Annotated in this window: 14 protein-coding genes and 3 tRNA genes; 10 read left to right on the forward strand and 7 right to left on the reverse strand. The window is 69.5% G+C overall.

The features are described from left to right. Positions 1-14 precede the first annotated feature (14 nt). The 5 genes from ACMTAK_RS33625 (at position 15) to ACMTAK_RS33645 (ending at position 7,531) form a co-directional block, all read left to right on the forward strand. Positions 15-830 (forward strand): sirohydrochlorin chelatase, encoded by an 816-nt coding sequence (locus tag ACMTAK_RS33625; RefSeq protein ID WP_413809639.1) that lies wholly within the window; start codon positions 15-17, stop codon positions 828-830. Continuing rightward, on the forward strand, positions 827-2,224 hold the full coding sequence (locus ACMTAK_RS33630) for a deoxyguanosinetriphosphate triphosphohydrolase (RefSeq protein ID WP_413809640.1): 1,398 nt from the start codon (positions 827-829) through the stop codon (positions 2,222-2,224). The genes ACMTAK_RS33625 and ACMTAK_RS33630 overlap by 4 nt, the downstream gene beginning before the upstream one ends. Before the next feature lie 328 nt (positions 2,225-2,552). Next, positions 2,553-3,848 (forward strand): NAD(P)/FAD-dependent oxidoreductase, encoded by a 1,296-nt coding sequence (locus tag ACMTAK_RS33635; RefSeq protein WP_413809641.1) that lies wholly within the window; start codon positions 2,553-2,555, stop codon positions 3,846-3,848. Positions 3,849-3,923: 75 nt separating this feature from the next. After that, positions 3,924-5,915 (forward strand): DNA primase, encoded by a 1,992-nt coding sequence (gene dnaG / locus ACMTAK_RS33640; protein ID WP_413809642.1) that lies wholly within the window; start codon positions 3,924-3,926, stop codon positions 5,913-5,915. Between the two features lie 383 nt (positions 5,916-6,298). Continuing rightward, positions 6,299-7,531 (forward strand): RNA polymerase sigma factor, encoded by a 1,233-nt coding sequence (locus ACMTAK_RS33645; protein ID WP_413809643.1) that lies wholly within the window; start codon positions 6,299-6,301, stop codon positions 7,529-7,531. 216 nt (positions 7,532-7,747) lie between these two features. Here the strand turns inward: ACMTAK_RS33645 and ACMTAK_RS33650 are convergent, their stop codons facing one another. Then, positions 7,748-9,277: an FGGY family carbohydrate kinase gene (locus tag ACMTAK_RS33650; RefSeq protein ID WP_413809644.1), complete on the reverse strand. Its 1,530-nt coding sequence runs from the start codon at positions 9,275-9,277 to the stop codon at positions 7,748-7,750. Positions 9,278-9,302: 25 nt separating this feature from the next. After that, the gene (locus ACMTAK_RS33655) at positions 9,303-9,572 is read right to left on the reverse strand and encodes a YtxH domain-containing protein (RefSeq protein ID WP_413813076.1); all 270 of its coding nucleotides are present in this window, start codon (positions 9,570-9,572) and stop codon (positions 9,303-9,305) included. Positions 9,573-9,819: 247 nt separating this feature from the next. Between ACMTAK_RS33655 and ACMTAK_RS33660 the strand changes: the two genes are divergently transcribed. From ACMTAK_RS33660 to ACMTAK_RS33670, 3 genes are all read left to right on the forward strand, one after another. Further along, positions 9,820-9,892 (forward strand) — tRNA-Asn (locus ACMTAK_RS33660). A gap of 5 nt (positions 9,893-9,897) precedes the next feature. Beyond that, positions 9,898-9,970 (forward strand) — tRNA-Asn (locus ACMTAK_RS33665). Positions 9,971-10,144: 174 nt separating this feature from the next. Beyond that, positions 10,145-10,221: transfer RNA gene (locus tag ACMTAK_RS33670), tRNA-Ile, on the forward strand. A 159-nt stretch (positions 10,222-10,380) separates the two neighbouring features. Here the strand turns inward: ACMTAK_RS33670 and ACMTAK_RS33675 are convergent. Beyond that, positions 10,381-12,285 (reverse strand): tyrosine-type recombinase/integrase, encoded by a 1,905-nt coding sequence (locus ACMTAK_RS33675; RefSeq protein ID WP_413809645.1) that lies wholly within the window; start codon positions 12,283-12,285, stop codon positions 10,381-10,383. A gap of 154 nt (positions 12,286-12,439) precedes the next feature. Between ACMTAK_RS33675 and ACMTAK_RS33680 the strand changes: the two genes are divergently transcribed. Both ACMTAK_RS33680 and ACMTAK_RS33685 read left to right on the forward strand, forming a co-directional pair. Next, positions 12,440-12,682: a DNA-binding protein gene (locus ACMTAK_RS33680; RefSeq protein ID WP_413809646.1), complete on the forward strand. Its 243-nt coding sequence runs from the start codon at positions 12,440-12,442 to the stop codon at positions 12,680-12,682. 109 nt (positions 12,683-12,791) lie between these two features. After that, on the forward strand, positions 12,792-13,775 hold the full coding sequence (locus ACMTAK_RS33685; protein WP_413809647.1) for a recombinase family protein: 984 nt from the start codon (positions 12,792-12,794) through the stop codon (positions 13,773-13,775). On the opposite strand, the gene ACMTAK_RS33690 is transcribed toward ACMTAK_RS33685, so the two are convergent. Genes ACMTAK_RS33690 through ACMTAK_RS33705 form a run of 4 tightly spaced genes read right to left on the reverse strand, consistent with a single transcriptional unit; the run spans position 13,762 to position 17,221 of the window. Next, on the reverse strand, positions 13,762-14,958 hold the full coding sequence (locus ACMTAK_RS33690; RefSeq protein WP_413809648.1) for a cytochrome P450 family protein: 1,197 nt from the start codon (positions 14,956-14,958) through the stop codon (positions 13,762-13,764). The genes ACMTAK_RS33685 and ACMTAK_RS33690 overlap by 14 nt on opposite strands. Next, complete coding sequence (locus tag ACMTAK_RS33695; protein WP_413809649.1) at positions 14,958-16,148, reverse strand: MAB_1171c family putative transporter; 1,191 nt, start codon at positions 16,146-16,148, stop codon at positions 14,958-14,960. Before ACMTAK_RS33695 ends, ACMTAK_RS33690 begins: the two co-directional genes overlap by 1 nt. Beyond that, positions 16,141-16,713 (reverse strand): ImmA/IrrE family metallo-endopeptidase, encoded by a 573-nt coding sequence (locus ACMTAK_RS33700; RefSeq protein ID WP_413813077.1) that lies wholly within the window; start codon positions 16,711-16,713, stop codon positions 16,141-16,143. Before ACMTAK_RS33700 ends, ACMTAK_RS33695 begins: the two co-directional genes overlap by 8 nt. 7 nt (positions 16,714-16,720) lie before the next feature. Next, positions 16,721-17,221 carry a helix-turn-helix domain-containing protein gene (locus tag ACMTAK_RS33705; protein ID WP_413809650.1) on the reverse strand — a complete coding sequence of 167 codons (501 nt, stop codon included), beginning with the start codon at positions 17,219-17,221 and terminating at the stop codon, positions 16,721-16,723. Positions 17,222-17,314 lie beyond the last annotated feature (93 nt).

Here is a 17,314-nt window from a genome sequence, read left to right on the forward strand (position 1 = left end):
GTGCCCAGCAGATCATGACCCGGTTCACCGCCCAGCTCACCACCCAGCTCGACCGGCTGGGCCCCCACGGCGTCCCCCGGGGCGGCCGCGATCGCCCGCCGACGCTCGTCGCCGTCGCCCACGGCAGCCGGGACCCCGAGGCGCTGCGCACCGTGAACGCCCTCCTGGACCGCGTCCGCGCGCTCCGCCCCGGGCTGCCCGTACGCCTCGGCCATATCGAGCTCAACCGGCCGCTGCTGACCGACACACTGGCCGCGCTGCGCGGCGAGGCGGTGCTCGTCCCGCTGCTGCTGAGCCGCGGCCACCACATCAAACGGGACATCCCGGACGCCGTCGCCGCCGCGCCCCACCTCACCGCCCGGATCGCCGCCCCGCTCGGCCCGGACCCGCTGCTCGCCGAGGCACTGCACGCCCGGCTGGCGGAGGCGGGCCGACGCGCCGCGGTTCCGCACGGGACGGGCGGCGGCGTCGTCCTCGCCGCCGCGGGCTCCCGCGACCCGGACGCGGCCGTCGACACGGCCCGTACCGCCGCCCTGCTCAGCGCCCGGCTCGGCGGGGTGCCCGTGCTGCCCGGCTACGCCTCCGGCTCCGGTCCCTCCCTGTCCGAGGCCGTGCGCGCCCTGGCCGCGCTCGGCCACGACCGGATCGCGGTCGCCTCCTACTTCACCGCGCCCGGCCGTTTCGCGGCCCAGTGCGCGAGCGCCGCCCCGGGCCTCGCGGCCGCCCCGCTCGGCGCCCATCCGGCGGTGGCGCGTCTCGTACTGCGCCGTTACGAACAGGCGCTGGCCTCTGCGCCCTTGTCACACCCGGCGGCTACCGTCGGTGTATGAGACCCAGCGCACCCCCTGAACCGGAACCGGATCCGGCCGACTCGGCCGGTGCCGCCCCGACCGGTGCCGTCCCGGCCGGTGTCCCCGAGGCCGGCCCCCGCCGCGTCCCCGGCTATGCCGCGGCGGATCTCGAGCGCTGGGCGCCCGAGCCCGACAAGCGGCCGGGCCGGACCGCCTTCCAGCGGGACCGGGCGCGGGTGCTGCACTCCGCCGCGCTGCGCAGACTGGCCGGAAAGACCCAGGTGGTGCCCGCCTCACCGGCCGCCGCCCCCGGACCGGCCGGGCTCGCCCCGGCCTTCGACGCCACGCCCCGCACCCGGCTGACCCACTCCCTGGAGTGCGCCCAGGTGGGCCGTGAGCTGGGGGCCGCCCTCGGCTGCGACCCGGATCTGGTGGAGACGGCCTGTCTCGCCCATGACCTCGGCCATCCGCCGTTCGGGCACAACGGCGAGCGGGTGCTCAACGAGATCGCCGAGCCCTGCGGCGGCTTCGAGGGAAACGCACAGTCGCTGCGGCTGCTGGCCCGGCTGGAGCCGAAGCGGTTCCTGCCCGACCGGGGCACCGGCGGGCCGGTGAGCGTCGGGCTCAACCTCACCCGCGCCGCGCTGGACGCCGCCACCAAGTACCCCTGGTCACGCGGCGGCCATCCGCACAGCCCCCGCTCCCCGAAGTTCGGGGTCTATGAGGACGACGTCCCGATCTTCGAGTGGTACCGGCAGGGCGCCCCCGAGGGCCGTACGACGTTCGAGGCCCAGGTCATGGACTGGTCCGACGATGTCGCCTACTCCGTCCACGACGTCGAGGACGGGCTGCACGCGGGCCATCTGAACCCCGCGAGCCTGCTCGCCGAGCCCGAGCGCCGCGAGGTTTTCGCCGTCGCCGCCGACCGCTACGCCCCGGGGGCCGAGCCCGACGAGCTGGCCGAGGCGCTTGACCGACTGCTGGGCCAGGAGTGGTGGCCGCACGGCTACGACGGCTCGTCCGTCGCCCAGGCCCGGCTCAAGGACGCCACCAGCCAGCTCATCGGCCGTTTCTGCCTGGCCGCCGAAGGCGCCACCCGCGCGGCGTACGGCACGGGCCGCTTCACCCGCTACCACGCCGAGCTGGTCGTCCCCCGCGCCACCCGCCTGGAGTGCGCGGTCCTCAAGGCGGTCGCCGACCGGTATGTGATCCAGCGCGCCGACCAGGAGCTGTTCCGGGCCGATCAGCGCGTGGTCATCGCCGAGCTGGGCGAGGCCCTGATCGCCCGCGCCCCCGACGGCCTGGACCCCCAGTTCCGCGCGCTCTTCGACGCGGCCGGGGACGACCGGGGCCGGCTGCGGGCCATCGTCGACCAGATCGCCTCCCTGACCGACACCTCGGCCCGGGGGCTCCACGCCTGGCTCACCGGTTGAAGCCGCTCCACGCCCGGCTCACCGGCTGAAGCCAGAAGCCAGAAGCCAGAAGCCGGAAGCCAGAAGCCAAAAGCCGGAAGCCAGAAGCCGGAAGCCGGAGGCCGTCCGCCGGATACGGCTTCCGCGCACACATACGGCCTACCGGCCCTTCCGGACGCACGCGCGGTGCGGGAGGCTCCCCTGTGACACAGCTTTCGGCACATCCTCTCGGCACGGCTTTCCCGGCACAGCGTTCAGGACGGCTTTCGGAGCGCACGACCTGACACGACCGGGGTAAGGCACTCATAGAGGAACCGCTCGGCACCGCTCGGCAGCGAGGAGGACACAAGTGGTGGACGCACACCAGACATTCGTCATCGTCGGAGGGGGCCTGGCCGGGGCGAAAGCCGCGGAAACCCTTCGAGCGGAGGGATTCACCGGGCGGGTGATCCTCATCGGTGACGAACGCGACCACCCCTATGAACGGCCCCCGCTCTCCAAGGGCTTCCTCACCGGCAGCCAGGAGCGCGACAGCGTCTTCGTCCACGAGCCCGCCTGGTACGCCCAGTCCGATATCGAGCTCCACCTCGGCCTGCCCGCCGTCCACCTGGACCGCACCGCCAAGGCCGTGACCCTGGGCGACGGCACCCGGGTCCACTACGACCGGCTGCTGCTGGCCACCGGCGCCGAGCCGCGCCGCCTCGACATCCCCGGCACCGATCTGGCCGGGGTCCACCATCTGCGCCGGCTCGCCCACGCCGAGCGACTCAAGGGCGTCCTCACCACCCTCGGCCGGGACAACGGCCAGCTGGTCATCGCGGGCGCGGGCTGGATCGGCCTCGAGGTCGCGGCCGCCGCCCGTGGCTACGGCGCCGAGGTGACCATCGTCGAGCCCGAGCCCACCCCGCTCCACCCCGTCCTCGGTCCCGAGCTGGGCGCCCTCTTCGCCGACCTCCACGGCGAGCACGGCGTCCGCTTCCACTTCGGCGCCCGCCTCACCGAGATCACCGGCCAGGACGGCATGGTGCTGGCCGCCCTCACCGACGACGGCGAGGAGCACCCCGCCCACAGCGTGCTGGCCGCCATCGGCGCCGCCCCGCGCACCGCCCTCGCCGAGGCCGCGGGCCTGGAGGTGGTGGACCGCGCGGCGGGCGGCGGGATCGCGGTCGACGCCTCGCTGCGCACCAGCGACCCGGACATCTTCGCGGCGGGCGACGTGGCCTCCGCCCCGCTCGCGTTCCTCGAAGGCACCCCCGTACGGGCCGCGCTCCCGCCGACCGCCCGGCTGCGCGTCGAGCACTGGGCCAACGCGCTGAACGGCGGCCCGGCGGCGGCCCGCGCCATGCTCGGCCAGGACGTCGCGTACGACCGGGTGCCGTACTTCTTCTCCGACCAGTACGACGTCGGCCTGGAGTACTCCGGCTACGCCCCGCCCGGCAGTTACGACCAGGTGCTGGTGCGCGGCGATGTCGGCAAGCGGCAGTTCGTCGCCTTCTGGCTGAACGACGGCCGCCTGCTCGCGGGCATGAACGTCAACGTCTGGGATGTCACCGAATCGATCCAACGGCTCATCCGCGGCGGTCAGCAGCTCGACCCGGCGGCCCTGGCCGACCCGGCCGTCCCGCTGAACTCGCTGCTCCCGTAGCCCCCCGGGCAGGTATTCGCCGGGGTCCGGCAGGCGGCGGACAGCCTTGTCGGACCCCGGCCGTAGAATTCGGGCGTGGCAGGCAGGATCAACGATGACGACGTGAAGGCGGTACGGGCAGCGGTCCCGATCGACGCCGTCGTATCCGAATACCTCCAGCTGCGGAACGCGGGGGGTGGCAATCTCAAGGGCCTGTGCCCCTTCCACGACGAGAAGAGCCCGTCCTTCCAGGTCAGTCCCAGCAAGGGCCTCTACTACTGCTTCGGCTGCCAGGAGGGCGGCGACACGGTCGACTTCATCATGAAGATCGACCACCTCTCCTTCGCCGAGACCATCGAGCGGCTGGCCTCCCAGTCCGGGATCACCCTGCGCTACGAGGAGGGGGGCTACACCCCCGGCCGCCAGCAGGGCGAGCGCACCCGGCTGGTCGAGGCCCACAAGGTGGCCGCGCAGTTCTACGTGGAGCAGCTGGACCGCCCCGAGGCGGAGATCGGCCGCACCTTCCTGGCCCAGCGCGGCTTCGACCAGGCCGCGGCGCAGCATTTCGGCGTCGGCTACAGCCCGGCCGGCTGGGACCACCTCGTCCGCTTCCTGCGCGGCCGTGGCTTCACCGACAAGGAGCTGATCGTCTCCGGGCTCGCCCAGGAGGGCCGCCGCGGCCCGATCGACCGCTTCCGGGGCCGGCTGATGTGGCCGATCCGGGACATCGCCGGTGAGGTGGTCGGCTTCGGCGCCCGAAAGCTGCGCGAGGACGACAACGGCCCGAAGTACCTCAACACCCCCGAGACCCCGCTCTACCGGAAGTCCCAGGTCCTCTACGGCATCGATCTCGCGAAGAAGGACATCGCCAAATCCAGCCGGGCGGTGGTGGTCGAGGGCTACACGGACGTCATGGCCTGCCATCTCGCGGGGGTCACCACCGCCATCGCCACCTGCGGCACCTCGTTCGGCGGCGATCACATCAAGATCCTCCGACGGCTGCTGATGGACAACTCGGGCGCGGAGGTGATCTTCACCTTCGACGGCGACGCGGCCGGGCAGAAGGCGGCCCTGCGCGCCTTCGAGGACGATCAGCGGTTCGCCGCCGAGACCTCCATCGCGATCACGCCCGACGGGATGGACCCATGCGAACTCCGCCTGGCCCGCGGCGACGAGGCCGTGGCGGACCTGGTCGACACCCGCACCCCGCTGTTCGCGTTCGCCCTGAAATCGATCGTCTCCCGCTACAACCTGGACACCGAGGAGGGCCGTATCGCCGCGGTCGACGAGGCGGTGCCGGTCGTCGCGGCGATCAAGAACCCCGGGCTGCGGGACCGCTATGCGATCCGGCTGATCGGGATGGTCGGCATCGCCACCCAGGCGGAGGAGCAGTCGATCGTCCGCCGGGTGCGCGGGCTGGCCCGCAGCAGGCAGAACGGCGGGCCGGGCGGCCCGGAGCACGGGGGCCGCGGCGATCAGCGGGGCGGCGGCCCGGGTGGCGCCCGGTACGGCGGCCGGGGCGACCAGCGCGGCGGGGGTCCGGGCGGGCCCGGAGGCCCTGACGGGGGCCCCGGCGCCGCGGGCGCGCCGCCGGTCCCGCGCGGTCCCGCCCTGAATCTGCGCAGCCCCGCCCATCGCGTCGAGCGCGAGCTGCTCAAGCTGGCGCTGCAACACCCCCATCTGGTCTCCCCGGCCTTCGACGCCTACGGCATCGACGAGTTCACCGCCCCGCCGTACGCGGCGGTGCGCCGCGCCATCGAGGACGCGGGCGGCGCGGCCGCCGCGGACGACGACTATCTCGCCCGGGTCCGGGAGGCGGCGCCCGACGACACGGTCCGGGCGATGGTCACCGAGCTCGCCGTCGAGCCGCCGCACACCCGCCGGGACCCGGACGAGGTGTACGCGGGGGTGCAGTTGGTGGCCGTCCGGCTGGCCGCCGTGAACCACCGCGTGACCGAGGTGCGGGGCACCCTCCAGCGCCTGGGGCAGCACGCCGACCCCGCCCACCTCGCCGCCGTGCAGAACGAGCTGTGGGTGCTGCAGCAGTACGGCCAGTCCCTCCGGGACCGGGGCGCGGCGGCGCTGTAGGAACGAGCGGGCGCTTGGGCCGGGCGGCTCGGGGCGGCCGGGGCGGCAGCGGCGGCCGGGGGTGGCGAGGGTCGGTGGACGGGTTCCGGCCAGCAGGTTCGTGCTCCGGCGGGCGGGCCGGAGGGCTCGCTGTAGTCGCCGGGTAGTCGTACGGTCACGGGCCGCTGAGCAAAAAGTGCCCGCACGCCCCTCGTGGCGGGCCTGTGTCGTACTCCACACTGGGATGCGGTGCCTGAGTCCTCGGAGCGCGGCGGTCTTGGCCGGGTAGGGCCGGAATCCCCCGCAGAGTCGCTCAAGATGTACGGGACGGACGGCGGCGCGGCCGCCGTGCCGTACCCGATCGTTCTGCCCCCTCAGCAGCGATCACCCTGGAGGTCGCCCCCGTGCAGACCCAGACCCTCACCGACGCGGCCCTCGCGGCGCACCCCCTGTCCCCCCACTCGCCCCGCGCCACAGCGGTAGCGCCGGCCATGCCCGAGGACTCGGCGGACCTCGCCCCGGAAGGCGTACCGGATACCGGCCAGGACACCGCACCGGACCCCATGGCCGAGCTTGCCCCCGACACCGCCACGGCCCCCGCGCCCGACGGCGCCGCCCCCGAAGCGGAACCCGCGGAGCCCGTGGAGCCCGCCGAACCTGTCGAACCGGTCGAGGCCGTGGAGCCCGTAGAACCGATCGAGCCGCCCGCCCGCGCCGACACCAGCGGCCCCTCCGCCGACCTCTTCCGCCAGTACCTCCGCGAGATCGGGCGGATACCGCTGCTCTCCGCGGTCGAGGAGGTCGAGCTGGCCCGCCGGGTCGAGGCGGGCCTCTTCGCCGAGGAGAAGCTCGGCAACGCCCCCGACCTCGACACCCAACTCGCCCTGGACCTGGACCGGTTGGTGGTCCTGGGCCGGATGGCCAAGCGCCGGCTGATCGAGGCCAACCTCCGCCTCGTCGTCTCCGTCGCCAAGCGCTACGTCGGCCGCGGTCTGACCATGCTCGACCTGGTCCAGGAGGGCAACCTCGGCCTGATCCGCGCGGTCGAGAAGTTCGACTACGCCCGCGGCTACAAGTTCTCGACATACGCCACCTGGTGGATCCGCCAGGCCATGTCCCGCGCCCTGGCCGACCAGGCCCGGACGATCCGGGTCCCGGTGCATGTCGTCGAGCTGATCAACCGGGTGGTCCGGGTCCAGCGCCGGATGCTCCAGGAGCGCGGCTACGAGCCCACCCCCGAGGAGGTCGCCGCCCATCTCGACCTGCTCCCGGAGCGGGTGAGCGAGGTGCTGCGGCTGGCCCAGGAGCCGGTGTCGCTCCACGCGCCGGTGGGCGAGGAGGACGATGTCGCCCTCGGCGACCTCATCGAGGACGGCGACGCGGCCTCACCCGTGGAGTCCGCGGCCTTCCTGCTGCTCCGCGAGCACCTGGAGGCCGTGCTGTCGACGCTCGGCGAGCGTGAACGCAAGGTGGTGCAGCTGCGGTACGGACTGGCCGACGGCCGCCCCCGCACGCTGGAGGAGATCGGCCGGATCTTCGGGGTGACGCGGGAGCGGATCCGCCAGATCGAGTCGAAGACGCTCAACAAGCTTCGCGACCACGCCTTCGCCGATCAGCTGCGGGGCTATCTGGACTAGGGCCTGTCTGGGGTTGTGATCTGGGCTCGCGGGGCGTGGCACGCACGCTCGCCGCGTTGCCGAAATGCCCTAGTAGCTCCGCTACGAGGGCCTTCCGGCGCCTTGCGATCGCACGCACCACGCCCCGCTCCCCGATCCAGATCACAACCCCAGACAGGCCCTAGGGCCTGCCCACGCAGGCTGGCCCGAGACCTGCCCGGCCCCAATCCCACGGCCTCACATGGCCCCGTACCCACCGGCCCCGTACCCGTCGGCCGTCCCATGGCCTACGGCCTCCGGGGCTCCCGGCTCGACGGCCCCGGACCCCAAGGCCTCCGGCTCAAAGGCCCCGGGGTGGATCTGCTCCCGTACTGCCACGTACTGCTGCCGCACCGACTGCCCCACCGGCAGATCCTCGCCCGGCTCGAAGACCTGGCCCGCCGCGGCCGGCCAGCGCGGCGGCTCATGCGGCGAGTGGGTGCCGTGCGAGACGCCCAGCGCCCACGCCGCCTGCCGGGCCGCGCCCAGCGCGGCGTAGTCGGCGGGCTGGACCACCACGACCTGCGCGCCCAGCACCGCGGGCGCGATCGCGCGGACGGCCTGGAGGTCGGCCGCGGGTCCGAGCAGGAAGACGCGCCGCACCTGGACGCCGCGCCCGCGCAGCACGTCCAGCGCGTCCGCGAGCCCGCACAGCATCCCCTCGAACGCGGCCCGCGCCAGATGCTCGGGCTTCATCGACTCGCGCCGCAGCCCGGTCAGCGTCCCGGCCGTATGCGGCAGGTGCGGGGTCCGTTCGCCCTCCAGATACGGCAGCAGCACCAGCCCGTACGACCCCGGGGTGGACTTCATCGCGAGCGCGGAGAGCCCCTCGAGATCCGTGCCCAGCAATTCCGCCGTACCGCGTAGCGCCCGTACCGCGTTGAGCGTATGGACCACCGGTAGATGCATGCCGGTGGCGTCCGCGTACGACAGGATCGTGCCGGTCGGATCGGCCAGCGCCTCATGGTGGACGGAGAAGACCGAGCCGGAGGCGCCCAGGGAGATCACCGCGTCCCCGACCCCGACCCCGAGCCCGAAGGCGGCGGCCATGGTCTCGCCCGTACCGGCGGAGATCAGCAGCCCCTCGGGGGTGTGCCCGGCGGCGTCGGCCGGGCCGATGACCTCCGGCAGCCGCACCTGGTGACCGAGGGCCAGCTGGACCAGGTCGGGGCGCCAGGATCCGTTCGCCGCCGACCAGTAGCCACTGCTGGAGGCCGTACCGCGGTCGGTCGTACGCCGCACCGGCCGCCCCAGCAGCTGCCACACCAGCCAGTCGTGCGGCTGCATCAGCTCGGCCACGCGGTGCGCCGCGTCCGGCTCGTTCCGCGTCAGCCAGCGCAGCTTCGCCACCGGCTGCGAGGCGGTCGGCACGGCGCCGACCGCCTGGGCCCAGGCGGTACGGCCGCCGAGCGCCTCGGTGAGGTCGGCGGCCGCGGACTGGGCGCGCTTGTCGTTGCCCACCAGCGCGGGGCGCACCAGCACCCCGCCCGCGTCCAGCGCCAGCAGCCCGTGCTGCTGCGCCGAGACGCCGATGGCCTGGACCCCCTCGAGCAGCCCGCCCTCGGCGGCCTCGCCGAGGGACATCAGCCACGCCTGCGGGTCCACATCGCCGCTGCCGCCGACCGGATGCGGGGCGTACCCCTGTTTGATCACGGCACCCGTATCGGTGTCACAGACGACGATTCGTGTGCTCTCGGACGAACTGTCCAACCCGGCGACTATCCCCATGGATCAGATCATGCCACCGCCGGGTCTAGGTGTTGCTGGTGCCCCAGTCGTCCTCGCCCACCGCGCGGGCGTCGCGCTGCCCGATCTTCTCGCGCAGCGGCCGGACCTTGTCCAGCGCCCGCACGGCGGCATGCCGGCCACCTTGCGCGGCCGATTCGGCGGTATTGCGGACGGCCGGGTTCCGTGCGAACTTCTGCGCGCACGCGCGCAGCTGTTCGTACCGCTGGCGGCCGGCTCGCGTGCCCAGTACGTAACCCACAGCCATCCCGGTGATGAACGTCAGCCGGTAGCGCATCGACCTGCCCTTCTCGCTGTCCTTCACAACTGGACCCCGGGGTCGTGCCGCACGTCTACCCGCCCGCGCCGCAGATCACCCACGATCATCTAGAAGATCATCCCTGGATCGGCGGAGGTTCGCCCGAGGGTGGACGCGGCGAACCGATTGGCGGAGCACCCCCCTGCTTGCGCTAATGTATGTGTCGCAGCGAGCGCACGCCGTCCGGGAGATCCGGGCGGGGCCACGGTCGCGGCACATGGAGCAATCCCCTGTAGCTCAATTGGCAGAGCAGCCGGCTGTTAACCGGCAGGTTACTGGTTCGAGTCCAGTCGGGGGAGCTCGGTCCCCTGTAGCTCAATTGGCAGAGCATTCGGCTGTTAACCGGAGGGTTACTGGTTCGAGTCCAGTCGGGGGAGCAGTGAGGAGGACCCCTTGTGGGGTCCTTTTTCATTTCCGGCCCCCTCCGGGCGTGATCTACGTCATGATCGCAGCCAGGGGGCCTCCCAGCGTCGGCCCTCCGAAGCAGCAGATCGTATGAGCGGCTATGCTGCGGCAGACGGCGCGCGCAGATGTGTACGACGCGCCGTTACGGGGCGGTAGCTCAGCCGGTTAGAGCAGCGGACTCATAATCCGTCGGCCGTGGGTTCGAGTCCCACCCGCCCCACCAGGGCACTACGCGGGCAGACCCATCCTGACCTGCGCAGACATATGAACGGGAGTCGCCGCGCCGACGCGGGGACTCCCGTTCATCCGTTCAGACCAAGATCAAGTGGCCCTACAGTGGCCCGAAGGACCCGCCAGTGGCCCAGGTGGTGTCCGAAGGTGACTACGCGGCCTTCCGGGACCGTCGCGAAGACCGCCCATCGGCGCGGCCTCGCGAGCTGCCGGGGCGGGTGCTGGGACCGGCGGACGGGCCCCATCGGGAGACGTCCGGCCCATCCGGTCGGGCGATGAAGAAGCGGAGCAGCGCAAAGTGCGGCCGCTGATCCTCCGGGTACTGATCGTTCAGGTTCTGGATCCGAAGGATCTCCAGTTCGCGATCGGCGCAGTGGTCCCGGACCCACTTGAGGGCGGCGTCGGCGGCGTGCTCCTGGCCCCGGCCGACAGTGCGGATCTCTCCGAGCAGGGGGCGCTGAGGCCCGGTCTGTGTCCCGACGACCCATGTGTTTCCGGTGCCGCGGGCGCCGTGGGCGAAGATGACGGCGACGTCGCCTTGGAACGCCTCATCGGAGATCTCCAGCTCCTGCTGGACGTCGTACGCGACCTCGCGAGGCACGACGGACAGCGTGGACTCGGCCTCGGTGCGCATCACCTCGGGCAGCACGCTGGTGTAGGTATCCGAGGTGATCTGGCGCGAGGAGTGGCCCAGCCTCTCCTGCACGATCTTGATGTCGTTCTTGGCCAGCAGCGACAGCGTCGCAGAGATGTGCCGGAGGTCGTGCAGCCGTACGGGCGGCAGGCCGGACAACTCCACCAGACGCTTGAAGCGCCGCGACACCCAGTCGGGGTGCAATGCCTCCCCGTTCTCGTGCGTCCATACCCGGGCCGACTCGATCCAGGCGTCGACCCCGGCCCATTCCTCGCGGTCCCTCGCCTGCCGCTCCCGCCAGCGGCTCAGGACTTCGCCGTGCTCCAGGCTCAGCCAATTGGTCCGTACACTCTCTGCCTTGGGCGTTTCTCCGTACTGGCGGTAGGCAACCTCCACTATCTGTGCCGAGATGCGCAGCCAGAGGGCGTCGAGGCTGACTTCGGACCATGGCAGCGCGCACATCTCGCCGCGCCGCGGGCCGGAGAAGACGAAGGTGTACCACAGTGAGTACAGACGGTCGTCTTTGACGAAGTCGAGGAACTGCCCCGTCTGTCCAGGTGTCCACACCATGACGGGGCCCGGCTTCTCGCCCGTCTTCTTCCAATGCGCGATACGTTCAGGGGTCCATACGAGTGGCTTGGGGCGCGTGACGGCTGGCAGCTCGACAAGCTGAGCCCAGTTCTTTGCGAATGCCTCCTCCGTTTTGATGCCCCAGGACAGGGCGGAGCTGAGCGTGTCGTTGATGCGGTGCATCGTTGCGGCGGAGGTGACTTTCCTCAGCCCCTTGCGGCCCTCGCGTAGTGCCTGGTTCGCGGCCAGGTACTCCTTGCGCGTCCGGCGCCGCTCTTCCTTCTTTCCGGCCGCACGCACCCAGGCGGTGTGGGCAGCATCTCGTGCCTGGGTCAGCTCGTCGACGCGTAGGCGGTGGAGCACGCGCTCGGCGTTCTCCTTCTGTATGGCGTCGTACATACGGTCCAGATGACGAACTCGGAGGTCGCGGCGCTTGATGTGCCCAAGGTGCGGTCCGAGGTAGAGGGTGATGTGCTCCTCGTAGCCGTGGCGGGTGGTGCGAGCCAGGGACTTCTTGGCCTTGATCCAACGCCCCAGGAATTCGCCCATGGTCTCGTCGGACAGCACGTCTGTACCGAGCTCTGCTTGCTTGTAGACCTTCTTGGCCTTCTCCTCGGCCTTCTCCTTGGTGGGGAAGCCGCTGAGGCGGACTCGCTGGCGCTTCCCGTTCTTCCCGCGCTCAAGCTCCAGCGTGAAGGCCCACGAGCCGTGTCCCTTCTTGCCGAGCTTCGGGCACGTCAGGCCGATGGACCCGATCTTGGGTGTGCCGTCGTCGTTCAGTACAGGGTTGCCCTTCTTGTCGATGAGCGGCCCCTCGCACTGGCATCGCCGGTAGAAGTTCGGCGAGTACATCTGACCCCCTGCTGCCGACTGCCCCGCAGTCGGCTTTGCTTGTGCGTACGTGTCCGTACGAGTCCGGTGTGATCTGTCTTCATCTTGCTGAGGCTGTCGGACACTGTTGTAAAGTCGTGCGCAAGTTGGCGCGGGGGAGGATGCGACCAACGACATGGCTGCTCAGGAGGCAGGCGAACAGGCTCCGTCCGGAGCGATGGGACTGGAGGAGCTGCTGGCTCTTCCAGCCACGGTGAACGTGACAACTGCTGGCCGGGCCCTCGGGATCGGCCGCGACAAGGCGTATGAACTGATCCGATCAGGACGGTTCCCGGTTCGGACGCTCCCGCTGGGTGGCACGATCCGTGTGCCGACGGCAGAGCTGTGGAAGATCCTCGGCTTGGATGCACGAGACTGAGCGTGGGTGACGTACGGATATGAGGTGTGTTGTTGCTTTGCAACAGTGTGACCTATCTTCGGTAAACTTGGTGTGGTAAGGGGGTCGGCTAGGTCAAGGAGTCCAGGGCATGCCTCGGCTATATGGGTTCGACGACATGGCGCACGAGAGGGTGCGCGAGAGCGAGGCCGCGCCCTTGCGGCAGGCCGCTAGCCGCCGCTACCAGAAGCAGACCTTTGAAGCGATCACCGAGTGGATGAACGCCGAGGGCTACCGGACAACCCGAGGAGGCCCTTGGCGGCCGTCTGTTCTGGCGAACGTCCTCGACCACCCAGCGATCGCCGGGCTCGCTGAGGACGCGGACGGCAACCTGGTGGACTCAGGGGGACCGCGAATCATTCCCCCCGAGGTCTTCAAAGCCATCCGGGCCATGCGGCCGAAGAACGATCCGACCCATCGTCGGGCTGAACAACGTGAGTACCTCACGCCGGGCGAGCTTGCCGATTGCGGCTTGTGCGGCGGGGTGGTCGGCTCATCCCCTGCGAACAGTGGGAGCCGGGGGTACCGCTGCCTCCCCAACAGGCCACAGCACCCGGGCGGCTGCGGCAAGGTCCGCATCAACGCTGACCTGTTCGAGACCTACGTCGCTGAGCATGTACTGGCTGAGCTGGCCAAGCCGGAGGTCAGCGCATTGATCGCGCAGGCGCGTGACGAGATCCTGGCAGAGGCAGCCGAACTTCGTGCCCAGGTGAAGGCTGACAAGGCGCGGCAGAAGGAGCTCGGCGAGAGCTACGCTCGCTCGCCGGAGCTGTCCCTGAGCGCCTTCCGCGCCGCTGACAAGCAGTTGACCAATCAGATCCGGGAGAACGCCACTCAGGCCCGCTTCCTCGAGCAGGTTCAGCACGTGCCGGTGGGGGACGTACCGGACCTGGTCCGGTGGTGGAAGCATGCCCCGCTGGTATCGAAGCAGGGTGTGCTGACCCTCATGCTGGAGCGGATCACGGTCTATCCGGCTGCCGCACGAGGGTCGCGCACCGTGGACGGGGATCGCGTCGCGCTGACGTGGCGGAAGTGGAACCCCTCTCAAAGGGATACCGCCGTCACCGCAGGGTGACGGGGACCGCCTTGAGCGCGCGTGAGCGGAAAGAGACACGCCACTGCAACTGCTGAGGAGGAACGGCGAGATCCAACTGGGGGAACCGGCGAAGCAACGTATCGAGGGCGATCTGGATCTCCATACGAGCCAGCGGGGCACCGAGGCAGTAGTGCATGCCCTGGCCGAGGGCCAGGTGGGCCTTGTCCTCGCGGCGGATGTCGAACACATCCGGTGAGGGGTATCGCTCAGGGTCCCTGTGCGCAGAGGCCAAGCAGAGCATGACGGTGTCGCCCGCGGGGATCTGTGTGCCCCCGATCTCTATGGGCTCCGTGGGGAAGCGTCGAATGGCCATCTGGTTGGGGTGCGCGTAACGCAACAGCTCCTCGACGGCTTCGGGCAGCAGGTCGGGCTCAGCACGCAGCTCTGCGACCTGTTCCGGGCGCTGGAGGAGGGTGACCAGGCCAGCACTGATCAGATGCTGGGCGTTCTCGCTCCCGGCCATCAGGAGCAAGAAGGCGAGAGAGACGAGCTCGTCCTCCGTGAGTTGATCGCCCTCGTCTCGCGCAGCGATGAGTGCCGAAAGCATGTCGTCGCCGAGGGCCCCTCGTCGGGTGGCGACGAGGTCCAGGAGGAAAGCGTGGATGTTCTCCACGGCGTCTTTGATCTGTTGGGGGCTTTCGGGCGTGAGCATGCTGCTCACCCATGTGGAGAAGCGGCGCCGGTCGGCATCGGGCACCGCGAGCAGGTCGCCGATTACCACGAGCGGCAGGGGGAGGGAGAAGGTCGAGACGAGGTCTCCGCCCCCTTGGCTGGCCAGCTCATCCGCGAGACGGTCGACCGCGGCCTGGACGCTTCCGCGCAGGCTCTCAACCCGGCGCGCGGTGAATGCTTTCGACACCAGGCGACGCAGGCGCTGATGGTCCTCGGGATCGACGTTGAGGAGGTTGGCGTCCAGGGCCGGCGGGAGGGAGAAGCCCTTGTACCCAATGCCGGAATCTCGCTTGTTCACTGACAGCCGTGGATCGGTGAGCCCGGCACGTACGTCCTCTTCTCGGACCACGAGCCAGATCGGTGAGCCGTCTGGGAGCGCGACCCGGTGTACGGCGCTTTCCTCGCGAAGCTGTGCGTACCTCGGATAGGGATTGTCGAGGAACGCAGCGTCGAAGGGCTGGGGGAGGTGTCCTTCCGGGACGCGGGTCATCACGTGGGCTCCTGCGTGGTCGGGCGGCTGTCAAACGTACGGGTGAGGACGGCCGCGACGGTGGGGGAAGCGTCGAAGGCGCGGGCGACCTTGCGCTGAAACGTGATCTCGGTAGCGAGGTCCTGCGGTTCGGCTTCAAGTGGCGAACTCGGGTACTCCATCGGCCGAATCCCTCGGTCCTTCGACTGCATCGCTGCTGCGAGCTGAGCGGCTTCAACCGTCGCGGCAAGCTCCTCGTCCCGGAGGCCAGCAGCCATGGCCTGTTTCCGGGCCTCCTCAGCGACAGCGGGCGTCATCCAGGTGCGTAGGTTCCACTGGGCGTCCCGGATCTCCACCACGAGTCGGTACAGCCGGGTTCGTATATCGGCGTCGCCCGGATTGAGCACTACATCCGGTGCGTGCGATGTCACTTTCGAATGCAGGGGGGCGAGCTGGCGATACGCCCGGCGGTAGTCGATCCACGCCCACACCCGGCTGACATGGCGCCCCCAGTCCGGGATCGTCCAACCGACGGTCTTGGTGACGGTCGAGACTGCGACACCGATCTGAGCCGCCGGTTCCCATCCGTGTCCGGTGGTCTCAAACAGCCCTGCGATGACATCTGCGAGACGAGAGCCGATGTAGACGAGTTGGAGCGGCAGGGACAGTGCGATCAATATGAGGCCGCGCCGAAGCCACGGAGTCGGGGCGACCTTGGCATAGCGCCAGCCAAGTATGCCTACGTCGACCTGATTCACCGTGTGCCCCGTCAGGTAAACGATCATGTAGACGGGATAGTAACGAGCATTCGTGACTGCGAAGTCATCAGGCCGTTCGCCGAAGCTTGATGCCAAGCAAAACAGCGTCACCATCGTGGTCAGGACGAGGGCGAGAAATACGAGGCGCGGTACGGATTTACGCCAGGCGATGTGTCGCTCGTGGCTGAGGTGGAGCAGTACGAGCTGCTGGCAGGCAGCTGACAGAATGACTGTGCTTTGTGAGAGTAGCCCCGATAAGTTGACGATGCCGGCCGCCTGACTGATTTCCACCCAGACTGGTGGGGTGGAGATGGTGAATGTGATAGTCAGGAAGAAGAAGTTACCGAGTAGCGCGACCTGCGTAGGGGACCGGTCCGTACGGAGGACTCTCAGCTTGTAGAAGAAGGCGAGCAGTGATATCGCGGCAGCTGTGGGGTATAGGTAGTTATTCACTTCTGTCTCGTTGAGTGGGCTTCTCCAAGGCGGACAATCGTGCCACCAGTTCCTCTGCCTCTGGTGGGATGTCCCAGGTACGCTCAACGGCCCATGTACTGATGCGCCGACCGATGATGGACCCGACATACTCTGCTTCCTGCTCGGCCTCCGAATTTGAATGGTCTCGACCGAGTACGCGGCGGACCAGTTCCGGGTCGAGGGAGGGCAGGAGGAGCCGAGAGGCTTCAGGAGTCATCACAGGCGTGGTCTCGTGATCACATATAAAGTGCCCCAGCTCATGGAGCATCACTTGGTGCTGATGCACTGGGGCGAGGCGATCCTCAACCACGATGAAATCTCGGTCATTAGCAGACACCAACAGGCCATCGGGGCTGCCGCGGGGGAGCGTGAGGGTAATGACATGGATCGGGCGGCCGTATAAACGACCGAGCCGGGCGCAGAGGTCCTCAACAGTGAGGGGCTGATCACCGGTTAGGCCGATAGCGCGTACCCGCTCCTCGCATCGTCTTTGTAGGGCCTTGCTGTCTTGGCTGGTATCTCTACGTCGCCAACGCATCACCATCACGACACTAACTATCGGTCTCGTCGGGGTGGTGGTACGGAATATCCTGCAAGGTGTCCTGCGCTTTGGCTGCGGAGTCAAGGATTCCTCTGAGCAAGCCGGTCAGCTCTTTGAGCGAATCAGAAGGAAGCGCCGCTGCACTGGGCTTCCGCAACGCCACGCTTTCGACCCCTTGCTGTTGCAGCTCCCTAAGCGTGTCGAACTCGGCATTGACCTCACGGAACACCTGGTCATCGAGGAAATAGGCATCTCGCGTGATCCCCAGCGATGAGGCCACCTTGACGAGCGTTTCGATCGTCAGATTGGAACCACTGGCCGACTCAGCCTGGGCGAGTGTGCGCTTGGAGACTCGGGCCCGTTCAGCCAGCGCGGCTAGGGTGAAGGGCCCCTCGGGGTGGTGCTGCCGGACGTAGCGCAGGCGTTTGGCCACCGCTGACTTAGCCTCATGGATTCGCTCGTCAGTCGACTGCTCCGCCGACACCGACTCCTCTGGGCTTGTCCTGTCCATGCCGCACCTCCTCGGTGCAACACGATGCATCACCATCGCAGCATAGTGCAACATGGCACCTGATCAAGTCCTTCCACTTGAAGGGTAGTCAGG

This window comes from Streptomyces lacaronensis, from assembly GCF_047337785.1.
Lineage (GTDB): Bacteria > Actinomycetota > Actinomycetes > Streptomycetales > Streptomycetaceae > Streptomyces > Streptomyces lycopersici.

Excerpts from the sequence above, each read along its gene's own strand:
- ACMTAK_RS33630 (WP_413809640.1), top strand. The coding sequence starts at position 827 with ATGAGACCCAGCGCACCCCCTGAACCGGAACCGGATCCGGCCGACTCG.
- ACMTAK_RS33700 (WP_413813077.1), bottom strand. The coding sequence starts at position 16,713 with ATGGTGATGCGTTGGCGACGTAGAGATACCAGCCAAGACAGCAAGGCC.
- ACMTAK_RS33685 (WP_413809647.1), top strand. The coding sequence starts at position 12,792 with ATGCCTCGGCTATATGGGTTCGACGACATGGCGCACGAGAGGGTGCGC.
- ACMTAK_RS33705 (WP_413809650.1), bottom strand. The coding sequence starts at position 17,221 with ATGGACAGGACAAGCCCAGAGGAGTCGGTGTCGGCGGAGCAGTCGACT.
- ACMTAK_RS33625 (WP_413809639.1), top strand. The coding sequence starts at position 15 with ATGACCCGGTTCACCGCCCAGCTCACCACCCAGCTCGACCGGCTGGGC.
- ACMTAK_RS33650 (WP_413809644.1), bottom strand. The coding sequence starts at position 9,277 with ATGGGGATAGTCGCCGGGTTGGACAGTTCGTCCGAGAGCACACGAATC.
- ACMTAK_RS33680 (WP_413809646.1), top strand. The coding sequence starts at position 12,440 with ATGGCTGCTCAGGAGGCAGGCGAACAGGCTCCGTCCGGAGCGATGGGA.
- ACMTAK_RS33675 (WP_413809645.1), bottom strand. The coding sequence starts at position 12,285 with ATGTACTCGCCGAACTTCTACCGGCGATGCCAGTGCGAGGGGCCGCTC.
- ACMTAK_RS33690 (WP_413809648.1), bottom strand. The coding sequence starts at position 14,958 with ATGACCCGCGTCCCGGAAGGACACCTCCCCCAGCCCTTCGACGCTGCG.
- ACMTAK_RS33655 (WP_413813076.1), bottom strand. The coding sequence starts at position 9,572 with ATGCGCTACCGGCTGACGTTCATCACCGGGATGGCTGTGGGTTACGTA.